Origin of the sequence: Streptomyces sp. NPDC005963 (assembly GCF_040638655.1) — a bacterium.
In the GTDB taxonomy this organism is placed as follows: Bacteria; Actinomycetota; Actinomycetes; order Streptomycetales; family Streptomycetaceae; genus Streptomyces.
Genome location: NZ_JBEXVD010000034.1, coordinates 1 through 16,557 on the forward strand (window position 1 = coordinate 1; position 16,557 = coordinate 16,557).

General features: G+C 68.9%; 15 protein-coding genes. 9 read left to right on the plus strand and 6 right to left on the minus strand.

The window, feature by feature from the left end:
• Positions 1 to 193 precede the first annotated feature (193 nt).
• The 5 genes from ABZ348_RS30700 (at position 194) to ABZ348_RS30720 (ending at position 5,608) form a co-directional block, all read left to right on the plus strand.
• Positions 194 to 415, plus strand: a complete 222-nt coding sequence (locus tag ABZ348_RS30700; RefSeq protein ID WP_358938596.1) for an acyl-CoA carboxylase subunit epsilon — start codon at positions 194 to 196, stop codon at positions 413 to 415.
• A 211-nt stretch (positions 416 to 626) separates the two neighbouring features.
• Complete coding sequence (locus tag ABZ348_RS30705) at positions 627 to 1,070, plus strand: DUF3093 domain-containing protein (RefSeq protein WP_358938598.1); 444 nt, start codon at positions 627 to 629, stop codon at positions 1,068 to 1,070.
• A 316-nt stretch (positions 1,071 to 1,386) separates the two neighbouring features.
• Positions 1,387 to 2,889, plus strand: coding sequence for an FUSC family protein (locus tag ABZ348_RS30710; protein ID WP_358938600.1), 1,503 nt, complete (start codon positions 1,387 to 1,389; stop codon positions 2,887 to 2,889).
• Positions 2,890 to 3,394: 505 nt separating this feature from the next.
• Positions 3,395 to 4,492, plus strand: coding sequence for a nitric oxide synthase oxygenase (locus ABZ348_RS30715; RefSeq protein ID WP_358938602.1), 1,098 nt, complete (start codon positions 3,395 to 3,397; stop codon positions 4,490 to 4,492).
• 66 nt (positions 4,493 to 4,558) lie between these two features.
• Positions 4,559 to 5,608, plus strand: a complete 1,050-nt coding sequence (locus ABZ348_RS30720) for a lactonase family protein (protein WP_358938604.1) — start codon at positions 4,559 to 4,561, stop codon at positions 5,606 to 5,608.
• Positions 5,609 to 5,741: 133 nt separating this feature from the next.
• Here the strand turns inward: ABZ348_RS30720 and ABZ348_RS30725 are convergent, their stop codons facing one another.
• Together ABZ348_RS30725 and ABZ348_RS30730 are read right to left on the minus strand one after the other, a co-directional pair.
• Positions 5,742 to 6,734 carry a hypothetical protein gene (locus ABZ348_RS30725; RefSeq protein WP_358938606.1) on the minus strand — a complete coding sequence of 331 codons (993 nt, stop codon included), beginning with the start codon at positions 6,732 to 6,734 and terminating at the stop codon, positions 5,742 to 5,744.
• 118 nt (positions 6,735 to 6,852) lie between these two features.
• A complete protein-coding gene (locus tag ABZ348_RS30730) occupies positions 6,853 to 7,848 on the minus strand; it encodes a BadF/BadG/BcrA/BcrD ATPase family protein (protein WP_358938608.1) in 996 nt (331 codons plus the stop codon).
• 374 nt (positions 7,849 to 8,222) lie between these two features.
• Here ABZ348_RS30730 and ABZ348_RS30735 point away from each other — a divergent pair, with 374 nt between their 5' ends.
• Entirely contained in the window at positions 8,223 to 8,900 is a 678-nt protein-coding gene (locus tag ABZ348_RS30735; RefSeq protein ID WP_358938610.1) for a uracil-DNA glycosylase, read from the plus strand.
• A 76-nt stretch (positions 8,901 to 8,976) separates the two neighbouring features.
• Here ABZ348_RS30735 and ABZ348_RS30740 read toward each other — a convergent pair whose 3' ends face one another.
• Together ABZ348_RS30740 and ABZ348_RS30745 are read right to left on the minus strand one after the other, a co-directional pair.
• A complete protein-coding gene (locus ABZ348_RS30740; protein ID WP_358938612.1) occupies positions 8,977 to 10,065 on the minus strand; it encodes an exo-alpha-sialidase in 1,089 nt (362 codons plus the stop codon).
• A gap of 176 nt (positions 10,066 to 10,241) precedes the next feature.
• A complete protein-coding gene (locus ABZ348_RS30745; RefSeq protein ID WP_358938614.1) occupies positions 10,242 to 11,321 on the minus strand; it encodes an NADH:flavin oxidoreductase/NADH oxidase in 1,080 nt (359 codons plus the stop codon).
• Between the two features lie 187 nt (positions 11,322 to 11,508).
• Between ABZ348_RS30745 and ABZ348_RS30750 the strand changes: the two genes are divergently transcribed.
• Positions 11,509 to 11,859 carry a helix-turn-helix domain-containing protein gene (locus ABZ348_RS30750; RefSeq protein WP_358938616.1) on the plus strand — a complete coding sequence of 117 codons (351 nt, stop codon included), beginning with the start codon at positions 11,509 to 11,511 and terminating at the stop codon, positions 11,857 to 11,859.
• Positions 11,860 to 11,878: 19 nt separating this feature from the next.
• Here ABZ348_RS30750 and ABZ348_RS30755 read toward each other — a convergent pair whose 3' ends face one another.
• Complete coding sequence (locus ABZ348_RS30755; protein ID WP_358938618.1) at positions 11,879 to 13,243, minus strand: FAD-dependent oxidoreductase; 1,365 nt, start codon at positions 13,241 to 13,243, stop codon at positions 11,879 to 11,881.
• A gap of 232 nt (positions 13,244 to 13,475) precedes the next feature.
• On the opposite strand from ABZ348_RS30755, the gene ABZ348_RS30760 reads away from it, so the two are divergent.
• Positions 13,476 to 14,063: a DUF6214 family protein gene (locus tag ABZ348_RS30760; protein WP_358938620.1), complete on the plus strand. Its 588-nt coding sequence runs from the start codon at positions 13,476 to 13,478 to the stop codon at positions 14,061 to 14,063.
• Between the two features lie 41 nt (positions 14,064 to 14,104).
• Here the strand turns inward: ABZ348_RS30760 and ABZ348_RS30765 are convergent, their stop codons facing one another.
• The gene (locus tag ABZ348_RS30765) at positions 14,105 to 14,737 is read right to left on the minus strand and encodes a DUF305 domain-containing protein (RefSeq protein ID WP_358938621.1); all 633 of its coding nucleotides are present in this window, start codon (positions 14,735 to 14,737) and stop codon (positions 14,105 to 14,107) included.
• Positions 14,738 to 14,973: 236 nt separating this feature from the next.
• Here ABZ348_RS30765 and ABZ348_RS30770 point away from each other — a divergent pair, with 236 nt between their 5' ends.
• Positions 14,974 to 16,536 carry a hypothetical protein gene (locus tag ABZ348_RS30770; protein WP_358938623.1) on the plus strand — a complete coding sequence of 521 codons (1,563 nt, stop codon included), beginning with the start codon at positions 14,974 to 14,976 and terminating at the stop codon, positions 16,534 to 16,536.
• Positions 16,537 to 16,557 lie beyond the last annotated feature (21 nt).

Genomic DNA, 16,557 nt, shown 5'->3' on the forward strand with positions numbered 1-16,557 from the left:
CCGAGACCCGTCAGGTACTGATCTCCTCACTCGCCATGCTCCGGACCAAACACGCCGACCTGCCGTCCCGCAAGCACGGCAACCCCCCGCAGTGAACGCCGATCGGTACGGCCGTTCGACAGTGGGCGGGAGTCGTGACCACAGGCCCACCGAAGTGACGGAACCCCCTCCACACCACAGGACGGAGCCCCTCATGGATGCCGCTGTCCCCAGCACACCGCAGCTGTTGCCCTGCATCAACGTGGTTCGCGGCCAACCCTGCCCGGAAGAACTGGCCGCCGTGACGGCCGTGCTGCTGTCGCGGTCGGTGGCACTGTCGACACATGCCGCCGGCTGCTCCCGCTCCACCGCGGCATGGCGCCGACTGGAGCGCAGATCCGGATTCTGTCCGCCGCACAGCTGGCAGCGCGGCTGAGACCGGCGGTTGCCCACCCCGCGCGGGAGGGCGGGGCCGGTTGAGTCCCGCCCGCCTGCGGCCGGGCCGGGCCGACTGGCGCGGGCAGTGCTTCACCGCCAACTGTGCGCACGGCAAGCACCGATCGGGGTGCGCCCTGCGCACAGTTGACGGTGCGCAGGACGGGAACCCCGGTGATCAGCGGGAGGGCGGGGCTTGTGAGGATATGGCCATGCACCTCTACGAAGAGCGCTTGACCGTGCCGCGTACCTGGTGGTTGCTGGCTGCCCTCACCGGCGTAGCACTAGGACTGGTGTTGCTGCCTTTCGGTCTCCTCGTGGCCGCGGTCGCCCTCGCCGGCGGCGCTGCGGCCGTCTCTCTCCTCGGTCACGCCTACGGCTCGGCCCGGATCGTGGTGACACCCGGCGCACTGGTCATCGGTGGGCGCCGCATCCCGCTCGGAGTGCTGGGCGCGACCGAGATCCTGGACGAACGCGAGGCGTTCGCCTGGCGCACGTGGAAGGCCAATCCTTACGCCATGCTGCTGATCCGCGGTTACGTGCACACGGCCCTGCGCATCGAGTTGAAGAATGCGTACGAGGGAGCGCCGTACGTGTACGTCTCCACCCGGCAGCCGATGAACCTCGCCGTCGTCCTGGCCTTCGCCCGGGGGTGACCGCCGGGCTGATCACGCCCCACGGCACGGGTCGAGGAGTCCAGCTGAACCGGACTGGTCCGTTGGCACCCACCTGGCCGATACATGCGCGGTTGAGGTGGACCATTGGCCCAGCGACGCGACGATGTGTTGAGCCAATGCTCCGAAGGTGCTTAGCTGAACCCATCCATGCACCACAGTGCGCCGCGCAGCGCCGGTCGGCAACGAAGCCGAGTTCGGAGCGCGGCGCTTTCGTCGTGTCCGCGTGCCCACCACCCCCGGGCGCCCTGCTCGACGGAGAACGAAGACAGGGGGGCGGCACGCCGTCGTGAAGAGGATGTTCGTGGCTCCTGACCCGGGGCTCCTGAGGCTCAGGACCTCCCTGCGCGCCGTCGTCGGCATCGCACTGGCCGTCGCGGTCGCTGAGATCGCAGGACTCTCCCTGACCGCCTCCATCACCGCAGGTCTGGCCGCTCTGCTGGCCTTGTTCACCGTGACCGATGCGACCGTGCGCGGGCAGGCCGTGACCACCGCGCTGCTCCCCGCCGCCGGATTCCCCGTGCTGGCCCTGGCCACCACCGTCCACCATCTGCCGCTCGCCCGTGATGCCTTGTGCCTCACGGTCGTGCTCTGCGGTGTCTACGCCCGCCGCTGGGGGCCGCGCGGCCATGCGCTCGGCATCTTCGCCTTCATGAGCTTCTTCACCACGCAGTTCCTGCACGCCCTCCCCGCTCAGTTGCCCGAGTTGTACGCGGCGGTGGCGCTGGCCCTGGCATCCGCGGCCCTGGTGCGCTTCGTGTGCTGGCCCATCGAACGACGCACTCCGCCCCCCGCCGCCCCGGCGCCGCTGCCAGGTCGTGGTCTGGCCCGCGCCACCACCCGACAGGCCGTCCAAGCCACCGCGGCCAGCGCGATCGCCCTGTCCATCGGGCAGGTGCTCTCCGAGGACCGCTGGTACTGGGCCGTCGGCACGGTGTGGTGGATCTTCGTCAACACCACCTCGCGCGGCGAGACGCTCGTCCGGGGCTTTCGTCGGGTGCTGGGAACCGTGGTCGGCATCGGAGCCGGTGTGCTGGTCGCCGTCCCGCTCGACGGTTCGATGGCTCCCACGGCCGTTCTGGTCGCCGGCTGTGTGTTCGCGATCTTCTACACGGCATCCGTCTCCTACAGCTGGATGGTGCTCGCGGTGACGTTGATGGCGGGGCTGCTGTACGGGCTCCTGGGGGTGCTGGACGCAGGACTGCTCGTACTGCGCCTGGAAGAGACGCTCGTGGGTGCCGTGTGTGCCGCACTCGCCGTGCTCCTGGTCCTTCCGGTCAGTACCCACACGACGAACAACATCTGGATCGAGCGGGCACTCGAACGCGTCCGCACCTGTACGGCCGAGTCCCTCGCCCGTCTCAGCGGCGTGGCGACGGCCGACCCGGCACCGCACGCCGCCGAACTGGAGCAGCTGCTGGGTCGGGTACGGCTGTCCCTGGCGCCGTTGGTGCATCCGCTCAGCCCCTACCGCGGTCGTCGGGCGCGCGCCCAACGGGTTCTCGCGCTGCTCGACGAGTGCGCGGAGGAGGTGCGCGGGCTCGTAGCAGTGGCTGCCGATCCGGCAGCCGGTCATGACGCACGGCTCGCGGCGGCCTGTTGGCGCGTCGAGGCGGCAGTGGAGTCCTTGATCACCACGGGCGAGGCCCGGGGCGAGGGCTCCCGGCCCGTACCGGCACCGGACGCATCGGCGGGTACCGGTGGGACCGCGCTCACCCATGCCCATGGGCTGGAACGACTCCTGGTCGAACTGGTGGAGCCCCTGCACACCTCGCCCCACGCCCGGCTCGTGAACTCCTGAGCCGTCCGCGGACCACCGAGGGGGCGGGTGGTGTGCCCGAGTCCTGGGCGCCGAGGGGTCTTCGGCGGTGTGGTCCGATGCCCCACCCTTGTTCGCTGCCCGACGCTCACCGTCCATCCCGTCGACGACAGCCACAGGCACCTCGTACGACCTCAGAAGCACCAGAAGCGCAGTAGGGCCACGGAGCCCTCACTAAGGGGCGCACGTGACCGCCTGCGCGCCCTCACGCACCCCCGCGAGCGCCCTTCCCGAACTCCTCTGACCAGCACATGGAACGAAAGGGGCATCAAAGGCGGGTACGCAGGGTAGACGATCGTGTTCGCAGGGTAGCCAGGTCGGCGTCCTGCCAACATTGTCGAGCCTCGGGATGCGCACCATGTGGAACAGATCGTCCAGGACCTTTCTCCGCTCCGTCTCCGCACCGGAGTTGCCGGCGCAGCCACCCGGCTGCCCGGTCGGGCAAGGGGTGCGACCCCTGGGCGTACGAGGTGAACACCATGACCTGATGACGGAAGCGGCGGACTTCCTCACCCTCTACTACCGCGAGGAGCATCCCCATCGTGACCCCGCACCCCGCATCGCGGCCGTACGGGCGGAGATCGCCGCCACGGGCACCTACCGCCATACGACGGCGGAACTCACCCACGGCGCACGGGTCGCCTGGCGCAACAGCAACCGCTGTATCGGACGCCTCTACTGGCGGTCGCTGAAAGTGCGCGACCAGCGTCATCTCGACGACGCCGAGTCCATCGCCCGCGAAGCCGCGACCCATCTGCGCCAAGCGACCAACGGCGGCAGGATCCGCCCGCTGATCACGGTCTTCGCGCCCGACACCCCGCACCGCCAGGGACCCAGGATCTGGAACGAGCAGCTCATACGGTACGCGGGCTACCGCACCCCGAACGGCTCCGTCATCGGGGATCCGCGCAACGTCGGGCTGACCGAACTCGCCCTCGATCTCGGTTGGCCCGGAGGGCCCGGCACCCCCTTCGACGTGCTACCCCTGGTCATCACGGACGGTGACGGCAAACCGCGGCTGTTCGAACTTCCCCCCGACTCGGTACTGGAAGTGGAGATCGAGCCGCCGGACGGCCCTGACTACCGGGATCTGGCCCTGCGTTGGCACGCCGTCCCCGCCATCGCCAACATGTGTCTGGAAATCGGTGGGGTGTCCTACGCCGCCGCTCCCTTCAATGGTTGGTACATGGGTACGGAGATCGGCGCCCGCAATCTGGCGGACGTCGACCGGTACGACCTGCTCCCTCGGATCGCCGACCGGCTTGGCCTGGACTCGTCCGACGATCGGTCCCTGTGGCGCGACCGGGCCCTCGTGGAGCTCAACCGCGCCGTGCTCCACTCCTTCGACCGCGCCGGGGTCACCGTCGCCGACCACCACACCGAATCCCGCCGCTTCCTCGCCCACATCGACCGCGAGAAGGCACACGGCAGGTCGGTGAGCGCCGACTGGGCCTGGATCGTGCCACCGATATCCGGCGCCGCAACTCCCGTCTTCCACCGGACATATGACGCGACGGAGCATCGGCCCGCCTATGTCCACCACCCCGACGCCGCGGCCCGGGCGCGCGGTGAATGGGCCGGGTGAAGACACTTGGTCTAGACCTTGCTACCGTCACCCCGGGCCATCAGGCGACCAGCGAAGGGGATCGACGTGGGCGACAAAAGCACCGTGCGGGCATTTATCGGGTCGTTCACCTCGGCGGGAGGCCGGGGCATCATCGCCGCCGACGTGGACCGGGAGACCGGAGCACTCACCGTGACCGGCGTCAGCGACGCCGTGGTCGACCCCTCGTACCTGGCCCTCGCCGACATCGATGGCGGATCGTTTCTCTACGCCGTCTCGGAGACCGCCGAAGGTGCGGTCGCTGCCTTCGCCATCGAGGACGTCGCCCCGCGCCCCATCGGTGCGCCCGTACAGGTCTGCGGTGCGGGCCCGACCCATCTCGCCGTGTCGGACGGGCACGTCCTCACCGCGAACTATGGTTCCGGAAGCGTCAGCGTGCTTCCGGTCAAGGGCGGCGGCGAGCCCGCCGCCGCCAGCGGGGTGTTCCAGCACGAGGGTCACGGCCCGGACCCCGAACGTCAGCGCGGTCCGCACGCCCACCAAGTGCTGCCCGACCCCAGTGGACGCTGGGTCCTCGGCGTCGACCTCGGTACCGACTCCGTACGCATCTGTGCACTGGACCGTGAAACCGGCGAACTGAACCAACACCACGAGACCGCCCTGCGTCCGGGAAGCGGTCCGCGCCACCTCGCCTTCCACCCCGCCGGCACCCATGCCTATGTGGTCAATGAGTTGGAGCCCACGCTCACCGTCTGCCGCTGGGACGCGGTGACGGGCGTTCTCGACGTGGTGGGAGAGGTTCCTGTGGCACCCGAAGGCACGGACGGTCCCGTCTACCCGTCCGAAGTGGTGCTCTCACACGACGGACGTCATCTCTGGGTCGCCAACCGCGGACCCGACACCATCGCCGTCCTGGCACTCGACGACACCCGGGAGCGGCCCGAACTCGTCGCCACCGTGCCGTGCGGCGGCCACTGGCCGCGGGACCTGGCGCTGGATCCGACCGGCCGCAGACTCTACGCCGCCAATGAGCGCTCCGGGGACGTCACCTGGTTCGACATCGACCCGAACACAGGTGTGCCGCGGCGGGCGGGCTCCCTGACCGCCCCCGCGGCATCCTGTGTGATCTTCTCCTGAATCCTCGGTCCCGACCGGGGCCGAACCGGCGACGAGCGGGCCCGCGCTGCTGGGGTGGTGCAGGCCCGTCGTTCCGCTCCCCCACACGCCCCGGCGGCCATGACCGCCGGGCACGGGTTGGGGTCCGCGGCGCTCAGCGCACGGGCGAACCCTGCGGCTGCGGTGCGATGCCCAGTGTCGTCGTGTATTGCGACAACACCAGCTTCCCGATGGCCGGGTAGGGGCCGAGCGGCTCAGCGGCCGAACATCCCGCTTCCTTCACGGCGGCCTCCAGCAGCCCATCGGGCAGTTCGGGACCGATGAAGTACGGGGCCAGGGCGAGTTGCGTCGAGCCGGACTGGCGCAACTGCTCGGCAATCGCCGCCACCGAGCCCTCCTTGTCCAGCGCCGCCGCCATCACCGGTACGGCCAACCGCGCGGCCAGCAGCATTCCAGTGATGCCCGCGGCCTTGACGCCCTCGTCGCCACCGACCGACGCAAGGATGATTCCGTCGGCAGCGGTGGCCACCGTGAACAGCCTCGCCCGGTCCGCCCGTGCCAAGCTCGCCTCCGAGAGCCGCACATGAACGGCCTCGGCGAGCAGCGGATGCGGGCCGAGCACATCGGTCAGCTCGGCAGCGGCACGGTTCTCCAAGACCGCCTGGCGGATGCGTCGCATCAGGACGTTGTCGGGACCCGCGAGCAGGGGCACCACCACGGCGGCGGGGCCTTCCGGCTCGGCCACCTCACGGCCGGCGGCCCTCGCGATCTCGTAACGCTCCGTGCGGAGCTTCGCGGTCCGCGCGAGAACGCTCTCCAGGGTCGGGTACTCGAAGTAGGCGGACTCGTTGGCGTTCTCCGCGCCGTCGGTGTCAGCGGCGCCCGTCGAGTTCTGCGCGGTCCTGGCGTCTTCGCCTTCGAGATAGCCGATGGCGACCTCAAGGCCGGGCAGCTCCGACCTCGCAATGCTGATGATCTCTTCGGCCAGGCTGCGGGTGGCGGGCGAGGGGGTTCCGGGTACGGCGAGCACCAACGCGGGTGCGCCCTCGGGAGCGGCCACCGGCTCAGGTCGGCGGTGCCGACCTGACTGACGGGGACGCGGCATTCGTACTGGCAGGCCGGGTGCCGGCCCAGTGGGGGAGCTCATGGCGCCGCATGCTACTGGCTTTGTGGGTGCGACTGTTTGGGGAGGGGGTGGTCAAGTGACATCTGTCCATATTTATCCGATGAGTTTTGTGAGCCTTGTCCGCACTGTCGGTTCCTGCTTACTCGGTCACGGCGAGCAGGGTCGGATGACGGGGCAGTTGGAGGGAACTGCCCGCCAACGCACCCGCGAGCAGCACGGCCCCGGCGAGCGGATCGCCCTTCGCGGAAACCTCCCGGACACCGGGTAGTTCCACGGACAGCGCGGCGCGCAGAGGATTGCGCAGAGGGTCCCCAAGCTTCAACAGCCCCCCTGTCAGCGCCACTTCGTACTGCCGGTCGGCTCCGGCCTCCGCGCCCGGCCGAAGGACCGCGGCGGCTGCTTGCGCCATGTGACGGGCAGCCAGTGCCAGGATGCCCGCCGCCACCTCATCACCCTCGGTCGCACAGCGTCCCACCCGAGGTGCGAAGGAGGCGAGCACAGCGGGTCGGTCGGATCGCGGGTACACGGCTTCCGGAATCGACTGCGCCGGGCCGAACGACTCCTCGGCAGCCGCCAAGAGGGCTCGGGAACCATCGGGCCGCCCGTCGAAGGCGCGCAACGCCGCCTCCAACCCCGCCCGCCCGATCCAGGCACCGCCGCCGCAGTCGCCGAGCAGATGTCCCCACCCGTCGGCACGCCGCCACTCGACCAGGTCGGTGCCCATGGCGACCAGCCCGGTGCCGGCGGCGACCACCACACCGGAGCGCTGTCCGAGCGCGCCCGCGTAGGCCGTCACCGCATCGGACGCCAGCGCGAGGCGGCGCACGCCCAGAGCCGAGCCCAGGGCATCCGGCAACGCCGCGCGCAACTGCCCGCCCATGGTGGACATTCCCGCCGCGCCGATGGCGGCGGAGGTCACCGAGGTACCACCGACGGTCTCCAGCAGGGATCTGGCCATCGGCACCAATTGCTCCACCAGGTGCTCGGCGTCGATTCCCGCACTGCCCGTGCGCACCGGCTTGTCCGACACCAACACGGGACGGGGTGATCCCCCCATCGGCATGGAAGCATCGGCGAGGGTCACCCGCAGTCCGGAACCACCCGAGTCGACCCCCAGCACCCATGTGTGGGTCATCGCCGGCACCTGCCCGCACCGGTCGGCTCCGGCCGGAACGGACCTGCACCGGGCGGCTCCGTCGCCCTGCACCGCATCGTGGTGCCCGGGCCGGTGAACGGGCGGACCCCACCGACAAGCGGCCTACACTTCGGTGACCTCATCGAACAACTCCAGGAACTCCGAAAACGGGCCAGGCAGTGTCTTCAAAGGAGCGTCGTCCGCCCGGCTGGCAGACGGGACGTTGAAGTCACTCCCTAGGGGTGGGTGACGGCGGCAGCCTATCCCGGGTGCCACCCCTCCCTTGCGGTACGACCGCCGGCGCAAGCCCACCGGTCCGGCGACCGGGAGGAGAGGGGCCGGTCCGTGCCGATACGCCGGTAGAGTGACACCCCGTGGCAGCACTACCGTTGAATGAACTTGTTGAGGCCGGCTGGGCGGAAGCGTTGCGCCCCGTGGCAGGGCGCATCGCCGCGATGGGAGACTTCCTCAGGGCCGAAATCGCCGCCGGACGCACCTACCTCCCTGCTGGAGCACACGTTCTCCGTGCCTTCCAGCAGCCCTTCGACGAGGTACGTGTCCTGATCATGGGTCAGGACCCCTACCCGACACCGGGCATGGCCATCGGGCACAGCTTCGCCGTCGCGCCGGACGTCCGCAACGTACCCGGCAGCTTGGAGAACATCTTCCGGGAGCTGCACACCGACCTAGGTCTTCCCCGCCCGTCCAACGGTGACCTGACCCCCTGGACACAACAGGGCGTGCTGTTGTTGAACAGGGCCCTGACCACAGCGCCGCGCAAGCCCGGGGCGCATCGTGGCAAGGGTTGGGAAGAGGTCACCGAACAGGCCATCCGGGCGCTCGTCGGGCGTGGCACACCGTTGGTGTCCGTGTTGTGGGGACGCGACGCGCGCAATCTGCGCCCCTTGCTCGGTGACCTTCCGGCCATCGAATCCGCCCATCCGTCGCCCATGTCGGCCGACCGCGGATTCTTCGGTTCCCGCCCCTTCAGCCGTACCAACGAGTTGCTGGAACGCCAGGGTGCCCGAGCGGTGGACTGGCGACTGCCCTGACCCGGCGTGGCTGGGCCCGCCACCCGGAACCCCCGGTCCTCGCCGAGCCCGACGTGCGCCGTACGGTGATGGGTGCTCAGTCCGGGATCACGGCGGCTCGCACGCAGAGGACGTCCGGCAAGTGGGACAGCAGCAGACGCCAACTGTCGCCGTCGTCCGCGCTCGCGTAGAGCTCGCCGTTGCGATTGCCGAAGTAGACGCCCGCCGGATCGGCATCGTCGGTACAAAGCGCATCACGCAGCACCGTGCCGTAGTGGTCTCCCTCGGGCAGCCCGTTGGAGAGCGCCTCCCAGCTCTCCCCGGCATCGGTCGTCCGGTAGACACGGCAGCGCCGTCCGGCCGGCACCCGATCGATGTCAGCGGTGATGGGGAAGACGTACGCCGTGTCCGGCCGGTGGGGGTGCGCGGCGACGGCGAATCCGAAGTCGGAGGGCAGCCCCGCACCGATGTCAATCCAGCTGCGCCCTGCGTCATCGCTGCGGAACACGCCCCAGTGGTTCTGAAGGTAGAGACGATCCAGATCGCCGGCGTCCTGCGCGATCTTGTGGACGCACTGCCCGAACTCGGGGTGGGGGTCGGGCATGAAGACGGCGGACACGCCCTGGTTGGACGGTGCCCAACTCGCCCCGCCGTCCTGCGTACGGAACACGCCGGCCGCGGACACCGCGACCGTCACCGCTGCCGGATCCCGTGGATCGGTCACCACCGTGTGGACCGCTTCGCCCCCGCCGCCCGGCATCCACTGCGAGCGCGTCGGATGCTCCCACAGCGAACGGACCAGCTCGAAGCTCTCCCCCCGGTCGGCCGAGCGGAAGAGGGCGGCTGGTTCCGTGCCCGCGTAGATCGCATCGGGATCGGCAGGGCCCGCCGGGTGCAGTTGCCAGACGCGCTCCAACGACGCACCGGTGTCCGCGGGGAACTTCACCGCGGGCCGGGAGGGCTCGACCCAGGTGGCGCCCAGGTCGTCCGAGTGGAAGACGGAGGGACCCCAGTGGGAGCTGTCGCCCCCGACCAGCAGCCGCGGGGTGGGCATACGGGTGTCGATCCCCACCGAGTACACCGCTTGGGCCGGGAAATGAGGGCCGTCGAAGGACCATGCCCCGTCATGTCTGCGGCCGATGAAGAGCCCTTTGCGCGTGCCGACCGCCAGTAGTACATCGGACATGATCCCTACCTCCTGGACGCCTGTGTCGTGGATTAGGGCCAGTCTGCACCCGCCCACTGACAGTGGCGCTGCGGCGTGGTGTTTCCCCAGTTCAGGCAGGGCGAGGCGAGAGAGATCAGCCCGTCGGCGATCGGGGCCACGGCCCTTCCCATGCTGCCCTGGGAGGGCCGCAGGGCTCAGACCGAGCGGAGGTACTGGCGCGGGACGGGGACCTCTCCGCCGAGGCTTTGTGCCGCACCCCGCGCCCAGGAGGGGTTGCGCAGCAACTCCCGCCCGAGCAGTACCGCATCGGCCTCCCCGTGGGAGACGATCTTCTCGGCCTGCGCCGGTTCGGTGATCATGCCGACCGCTGCCACTGCCAGCCCCGTCTCAGCACGGACCCGTGCGGCGAAGGGCACCTGATAGCCGGGCCCCGTCGGGATGCGGACCTTCGGTGCGTTCCCACCGCTCGATACGTCGAGCAGATCGACGCCGTGTTCCTTCAGCAGCGCTGCGAAACGCACCGTATCGTCCTCTGTCCAGCCCGCTTCCTCCAGCCAGTCCGTGGCGGAGATCCGGAAGAACAACGGCAACTCCGCAGGCCACACCGCACGCACGGCGTCCACGACCTCCAGACCGAATCTGACCCGGTTCTCGAACGAGCCGCCGTAGGCGTCCTGGCGCCGGTTGCTGTGGGGCGAGAGGAACTCGCCGATGAGATATCCATGGGCGCCGTGGATCTCGGCGACCTCGAATCCCGCGGCCAGCGCATTGCGGGCCGCGGCCGCGAACTGCTCGATCACCAGCTGAATCTGTTGCACCGTCAGCTCGATCGGCACCGGATGCCCTTCGTCGAAGGGCATGGGGCTCGGGCCCACCGGTTGCCAGCCGTGGGCATCGGGGCCGACGGGTCGGCCGCCCTGCCAGGGCAGGTCGGTTGAGGCCTTTCGTCCCGCGTGGGCCAGCTGGATGGCCGGAACGGTGCCCTGCCCCTTGAGGAAGTCGGTGATGCGGCGCAGGGACTCGACCTGGGTGGCGTTCCAGATCCCGAGGTCTCCGGGGCTGATCCTGCCCTCAGGGCTCACCGCGGTCGCCTCGACCAGGATCAAGCCGGTGCCTCCGGCGGCGCGGGCCGCGTAGTGGGCGAAGTGCCAGTCCGTCGCGGCCCCCATGTTGGGCCCGGCCATCTCCGCCGAGTACTGGCACATCGGAGCCATCCACACACGGTTGGGGATGGTCAGCGATCGCAGGGTGTAGGGCTGGAACAGGGTGCTCATGGCGGACTCCGTCAGTCAGGGGCGGTGGGGCGGCACGAACGGCAGAGAGTGGCGCCTCCGCCCCGAGGGGACGAGCACCGACAGGTAGTACGATAGACCCCGTAGTACGGCCCCTGTCAAACTATGAAGGTTCTCGTACTATGCAATCGACGGCGCCCCCTCGGGCGATCCACGAAGGAGAGCCAGCATGGACAGCGCGACCAGCACCCGTGAACTCGCCCATCCCTCGCGTGCCGAAATCCGGCTGGAGAGCCTGCTGCACGCGCTTTCGGACCCCATCCGCCTGCGGGTCGTGAGCGCCCTCGCGGCATCCGAAGACCAGGTCTCCTGTTCGGAATTCAGCCTGCCGGTCACCAAGTCGACGACCACGCACCACTTCCGCGTGCTCCGGGAGAGCGGAGTGATCCGCCAGGTCTACCGGGGCACCGCCAAGATGAACGATCTGCGCCGTGAGGACCTGGACGCGCTCTTCCCCGGGCTGCTCGACGCCGTGCTCGCCGCAGTCACCCGCCAGTCAGAGCGCATCGGCGCGAGCTGACCCCCCGATCACGCCGTCGCTAGCCGAGGGCCGCGTTCAGGAGGTCTTCCCACCGGGGAATCTTCACCGACGGTCGCCCCAGCGAGCGGCCCAACTCCCGTTCGGCCGACTCGATCGCCCGCCAGCCCGACCAGAGGACCGGCCGCTGACCCGAGGACGTCAACTCCAGCAGCGGATCACCGGCCACGGGTCGTCGCGCCAACTCGTCCACGTCGTCCAGCAGCGATGCCACCGTCTCCTTGGCACACGGACGGTTGGTGCCGATCACCCCGGTGGGCCCTCTCTTGATCCAACCTGCGACGTACTCGCCCGGCGAGGGCTTCCCTGCGCGCAACACCCGCCCGTCCCGGTGAGGCACGGTTCCCCGATCGGCGTCGAACGGCAGACCCGGCAACGGCACTCCGCGGTAGCCGACCGCACGCAGCACCAATCCGGCCGCAATGTCCTCGTACGTCCCCGTGCCCCGCACCCCGCCCAGGCCATCCGGGGCGGTGCGTTCGAACCGCACGCCCGCCACCGCGCCGTCCGCCTCCAACAACTCCACGGGACGCAGAAAGAACCGCAGGTGAATGCGGCGACCGTCCGGTGGCGGGGTCGGGTCCGGCTCGTCGGCCCAGGTCCTCACGACGGTGAGATTTCGGCGGTTGACGGCGGGGAGCGCAGCTGCCGTGACGCCCGAGACGTCGGCGTGCGCGGGGTCCAGGGCGAGATCGGCAGGGGCGACGACCACCCGAGCGGACGGCAGCGACCCCAACTCGCGGAGTTCCTTGGTGGTGAACCTGGCCTGCGACGGACCGCGACGACCCACCACGTGCACATCGCGCACCCGACTGCGCCCCAACGCGTCGAGCACGGTCGGCGGCACGTCGGTCGCCGCCAACTCCACCGCCGACCGGGCCAGGATGCGCGCCACGTCGACGGCCACATTGCCCACGCCGATCACCACGGCCGTACGGGCGGCGAGCGCGAATCCGTCCGGCACGGCGTCGGGGTGGGCGCTGTACCAGGAGACGAAGTCGGTGGCCGAGTGACTACCGGGAAGGTCCTCGCCCGGGATGTCGAGCCGACGGTCGCGCGCTGCGCCCACGCAGTACACCACGGCGTGGTAGAGCTCAAGGAGCCGTTCGGGAGTGAGGGTGTGCGTGCCTACCTCGACGTGCCCGACGAAGGTGATCCGCTCGTGTTCCAACACGGTCCGGAGGTTGGACTGGAGCGACTTGATCTTCTCGTGGTCCGGAGCGACCCCGTACCGTACGAGGCCATAGGGGCAGGGGAGCCTGTCCAGCACATGGACCTCGACGTCCGGGACCCGGGTCTGTTGGACGAGGTGTTGCGCGGTGTAGACCCCGCTGGGACCAGATCCGACGACGGCGATGCGAAGCACGGTCGCACTCCTTCCACCCGGGCTTCCAGCATGGCACCGGTCGGGCCCCGGGGAGCTGAGCTGACAGGGTGCCTTGTGGGTCATTAACGAGTGCGGCGTAGCAATATGCCAGAGATTGACTGGTTACGTGCCAATTGTGGAAGAAAGTAGTTCTCCTCGTGTAGCGGATGAGAATCGACTGAACGAGGTGCTCCCGTATCCCCCGGCCTGGGAAGTGCAGGGGCGCGGAGCCGTGACGACCACCGTCGTTCCTCCGTCGGGTGCCGGGCAGCAGTCGGCCTCGTCCTGGGTCGACGTTCGGCTGACCTTCGCCGACGGCGTGCGGCTCGATGTGATGGCGGTGGCCGACCGGGGGAACTGGGCGGTCGAGGAGTTGCGCGCCGATCCGCCCCTCCCCCTGGGGAGCCTTGCGGTGCTCGGCGACCGGATCGCGACCCCGTTGACCGAGGCGTGCCGGGCCGCTGTCGAGGGGCTGCTCGCCGAGGGCCCCCCACGCGCGACCGACGAAGAACCCCGCTGCCCCGAGCCCACGTCGACGGGCCGAGGGACGCTGACCCTCGCGCAGGTCCGGGCCGGCCGGACCGACGGCGTGTCGGCGGCGCCGGACCACCGCCGTGTCCGCGCCGGCCGACTTCGCGGCCGGGCGGCACGACGGAGGGCCGCTGACGCCTATCTGGCTGCCCAGCAGCAAGGACTCGATCCCGTCCTCGCCGTGATGAGTGCTACTGGCCGCAGCCGTCGCAAGTCGCTACGGGTGATCGCCGGTGCCCGCGACGAGGGGCTTCTCCCCGCACGACACAACCGCCGCCGGGGCCAGTGAGGGCGCGCGGAGAGCCTCGATCACATCTTCCGCATACGGCATCACAACTTCTGCATACGGCCGATCTCGCTGGTCTGTTGGGCGATCACATCGTTGGCCATCTCCTGGATGAGGATGTTGTTCCCCGAGGAGACCGCGTCGGTCGCCATGGTGACCGCCCCCTGGTGGTGAACGATCATCAGTTTCAGGAAGAGCTCGTCGAACGCCTTCCCCTTCGAGGCGCCCAACTGCTTCAACTGGACTTCGGTGGCCATTCCGGGCATCGGTTCGGAGCCGTGCTCGTGGTGGCCACCACCCTTCGGCCTGTCCTTGCTGTTGTTCTTCAACCAGCCCTGCATCGCGGTGATCTCGGGCTTCTGGGCAGCGGCGATGCGTTCGGACAGCGCCTTGACCTTGGCGGAGGACGCTCGATCCGGGGACAGTGCCGCCATGGTCAGCGCCTGCTTGTGATGCTCGATCATCATCTCCGCATAGCCGAAGTCGGCATCGTTGGGAGTGTCGTCGGGGACGGACTTGGCCGCCTCCTCCGCGGAGATAGTTCGAGCGGGCTCGCCCGGTTTGCCCGGTGCAACCACTGAAGCGGTGCTTGTTCCCTTCGACTTGGCAGGTGCATCGGACTCCGACTCGCAGGCTCCCAGGGCGAGTACGGCTGCGGTGACGGCCAGTCCGGTCACCGATATGCGAACACGTCTATTCCGTCGGCGGTTGAACACGGATACCTCCTGGGGCACTTGCGATGTTTGGCGACCGTTTGGTGCCTGTTTGGCGACAGTCCTAGCACGCTTCCCACGCGACTCGATCAGAAACTTTCATTACGTGTGTGTAGCCATCTATTGATATGGCCACGCAAAGGAAGATACTGCCGGGGTCCGTGAACCGTTCGATTAGAACGGATACTAGGGAGGACGCAGTGACCCTGTTGCACACCACCCGCGTGCGGCGCAGACGTCTGGGCGTGGCAGCCGCCGCGGCCGGACTGTTTGCCACTTTGCTGACGGCGGGCCCCGCCGTCGCCGTTCCCGACCCCGGGGACCCCGTCGAGAAGGAGGCCACCTCCAGCCAGCAGTCCAAGACCCGGTCCGCCATTCAGAGCGGTGACATACCCGGCGTGGACGAGATCGTCCGCAGCAAGAACGTCGAGCACATCACCAACATCCCCAAGGACGCGCTCAAGGGGATCAACTCTGACCTGGCCTTCCAGGGCAAGTACGCCTTCGCGGGCAACTATGACGGCTTCCGGATCTTCGACATCAGCAACCCGAAGTCCCCGAAGACCGTCTCGCAGGTTCTGTGCCCCGGTAGCCAGAACGACATCTCGGTCTCCGGAAACCTGCTCTTCCTGTCCACCGACTCCTCACGGAGCGACAGCTCGTGCGCCAGCACGGGTCAGTCCGCCACCGTGAAGGACTCGTGGGAGGGCATGAAGATCTTCGACATCAGCGACAAGCGCAACCCCAAGTACGTCGCTGCTGTGGAGACCGCCTGCGGTTCGCACACCAACACCCTGGTGCCCGACGGCCGCAACGTCTACATCTACGTCTCTTCCTACTCCCCGCAGGCGGTGTTCCCCGACTGCCAGCCCCCGCACGACGGCATCTCCATCATCAAGGTGCCGCGGAAGGCACCCCAGCAGGCCAAGGTCGTGAACTTCCCGGTGCTCTTCCCGGGTGAGGGACCTGACGGCGGTGGCAACCCCGGTGGGCCCACCAACCCCGGAGTCTCCAAGACCACCGGTTGCCACGACATCACCGTCCTGCCCTCGAAGGACCTGGCTGCCGGCGCCTGCATGGGTGACGGAATCCTGTTCTCGATCAAGGACCCCGAGCGTCCCAAGGTCATCGACCGCGTCCAGGACAACGTGAACTTCGCGTTCTGGCACTCGGCCACCTTCAACCAGGGTGCCAACAAGGTCGTCTTCACGGACGAGCTCGGTGGCGGCGGCTCGCCCACCTGCAACGCCGAGGTCGGCCCGAACCGCGGCGCCAACGGCATCTACGACCTCGTCGGCAAGGGAGACAAGCGCAAGCTGATCTTCCGCAGCTACTTCAAGATCCCGCGCCACCAGGGCGCCACCGAGAACTGTGTGGCGCACAACGGCTCGATCATCCCGGTCAAGGGCAAGGACCTCATGGTCCAGGCGTGGTACCAGGGCGGTGTCTCCGTCTGGGACTTCACCAACTCGTCCCGCCCCCAGGAGATCGGCTTCTTCGAGCGCGGTCCCATCTCCGCCACCCAGTCCGTCGCGGGAGGCTCCTGGTCCGCGTACTACTACAACGGCTACGTCTACTCCAACGACATGGACAAGGGCTTCGACGTCCTGAAGATCAACGACAGGCGTACGGACCCGGCGAAGCGCGTATGGCTGGACGAGCTCAACGTCCAGACCCAGCCCGACTACTTCGACCGTGACGACGATGACGATGACGATGATGACCACGGCCATGGCCACGGTCACGACCGCGATCGTGACTGATCTCTGATCGGACTCATCACA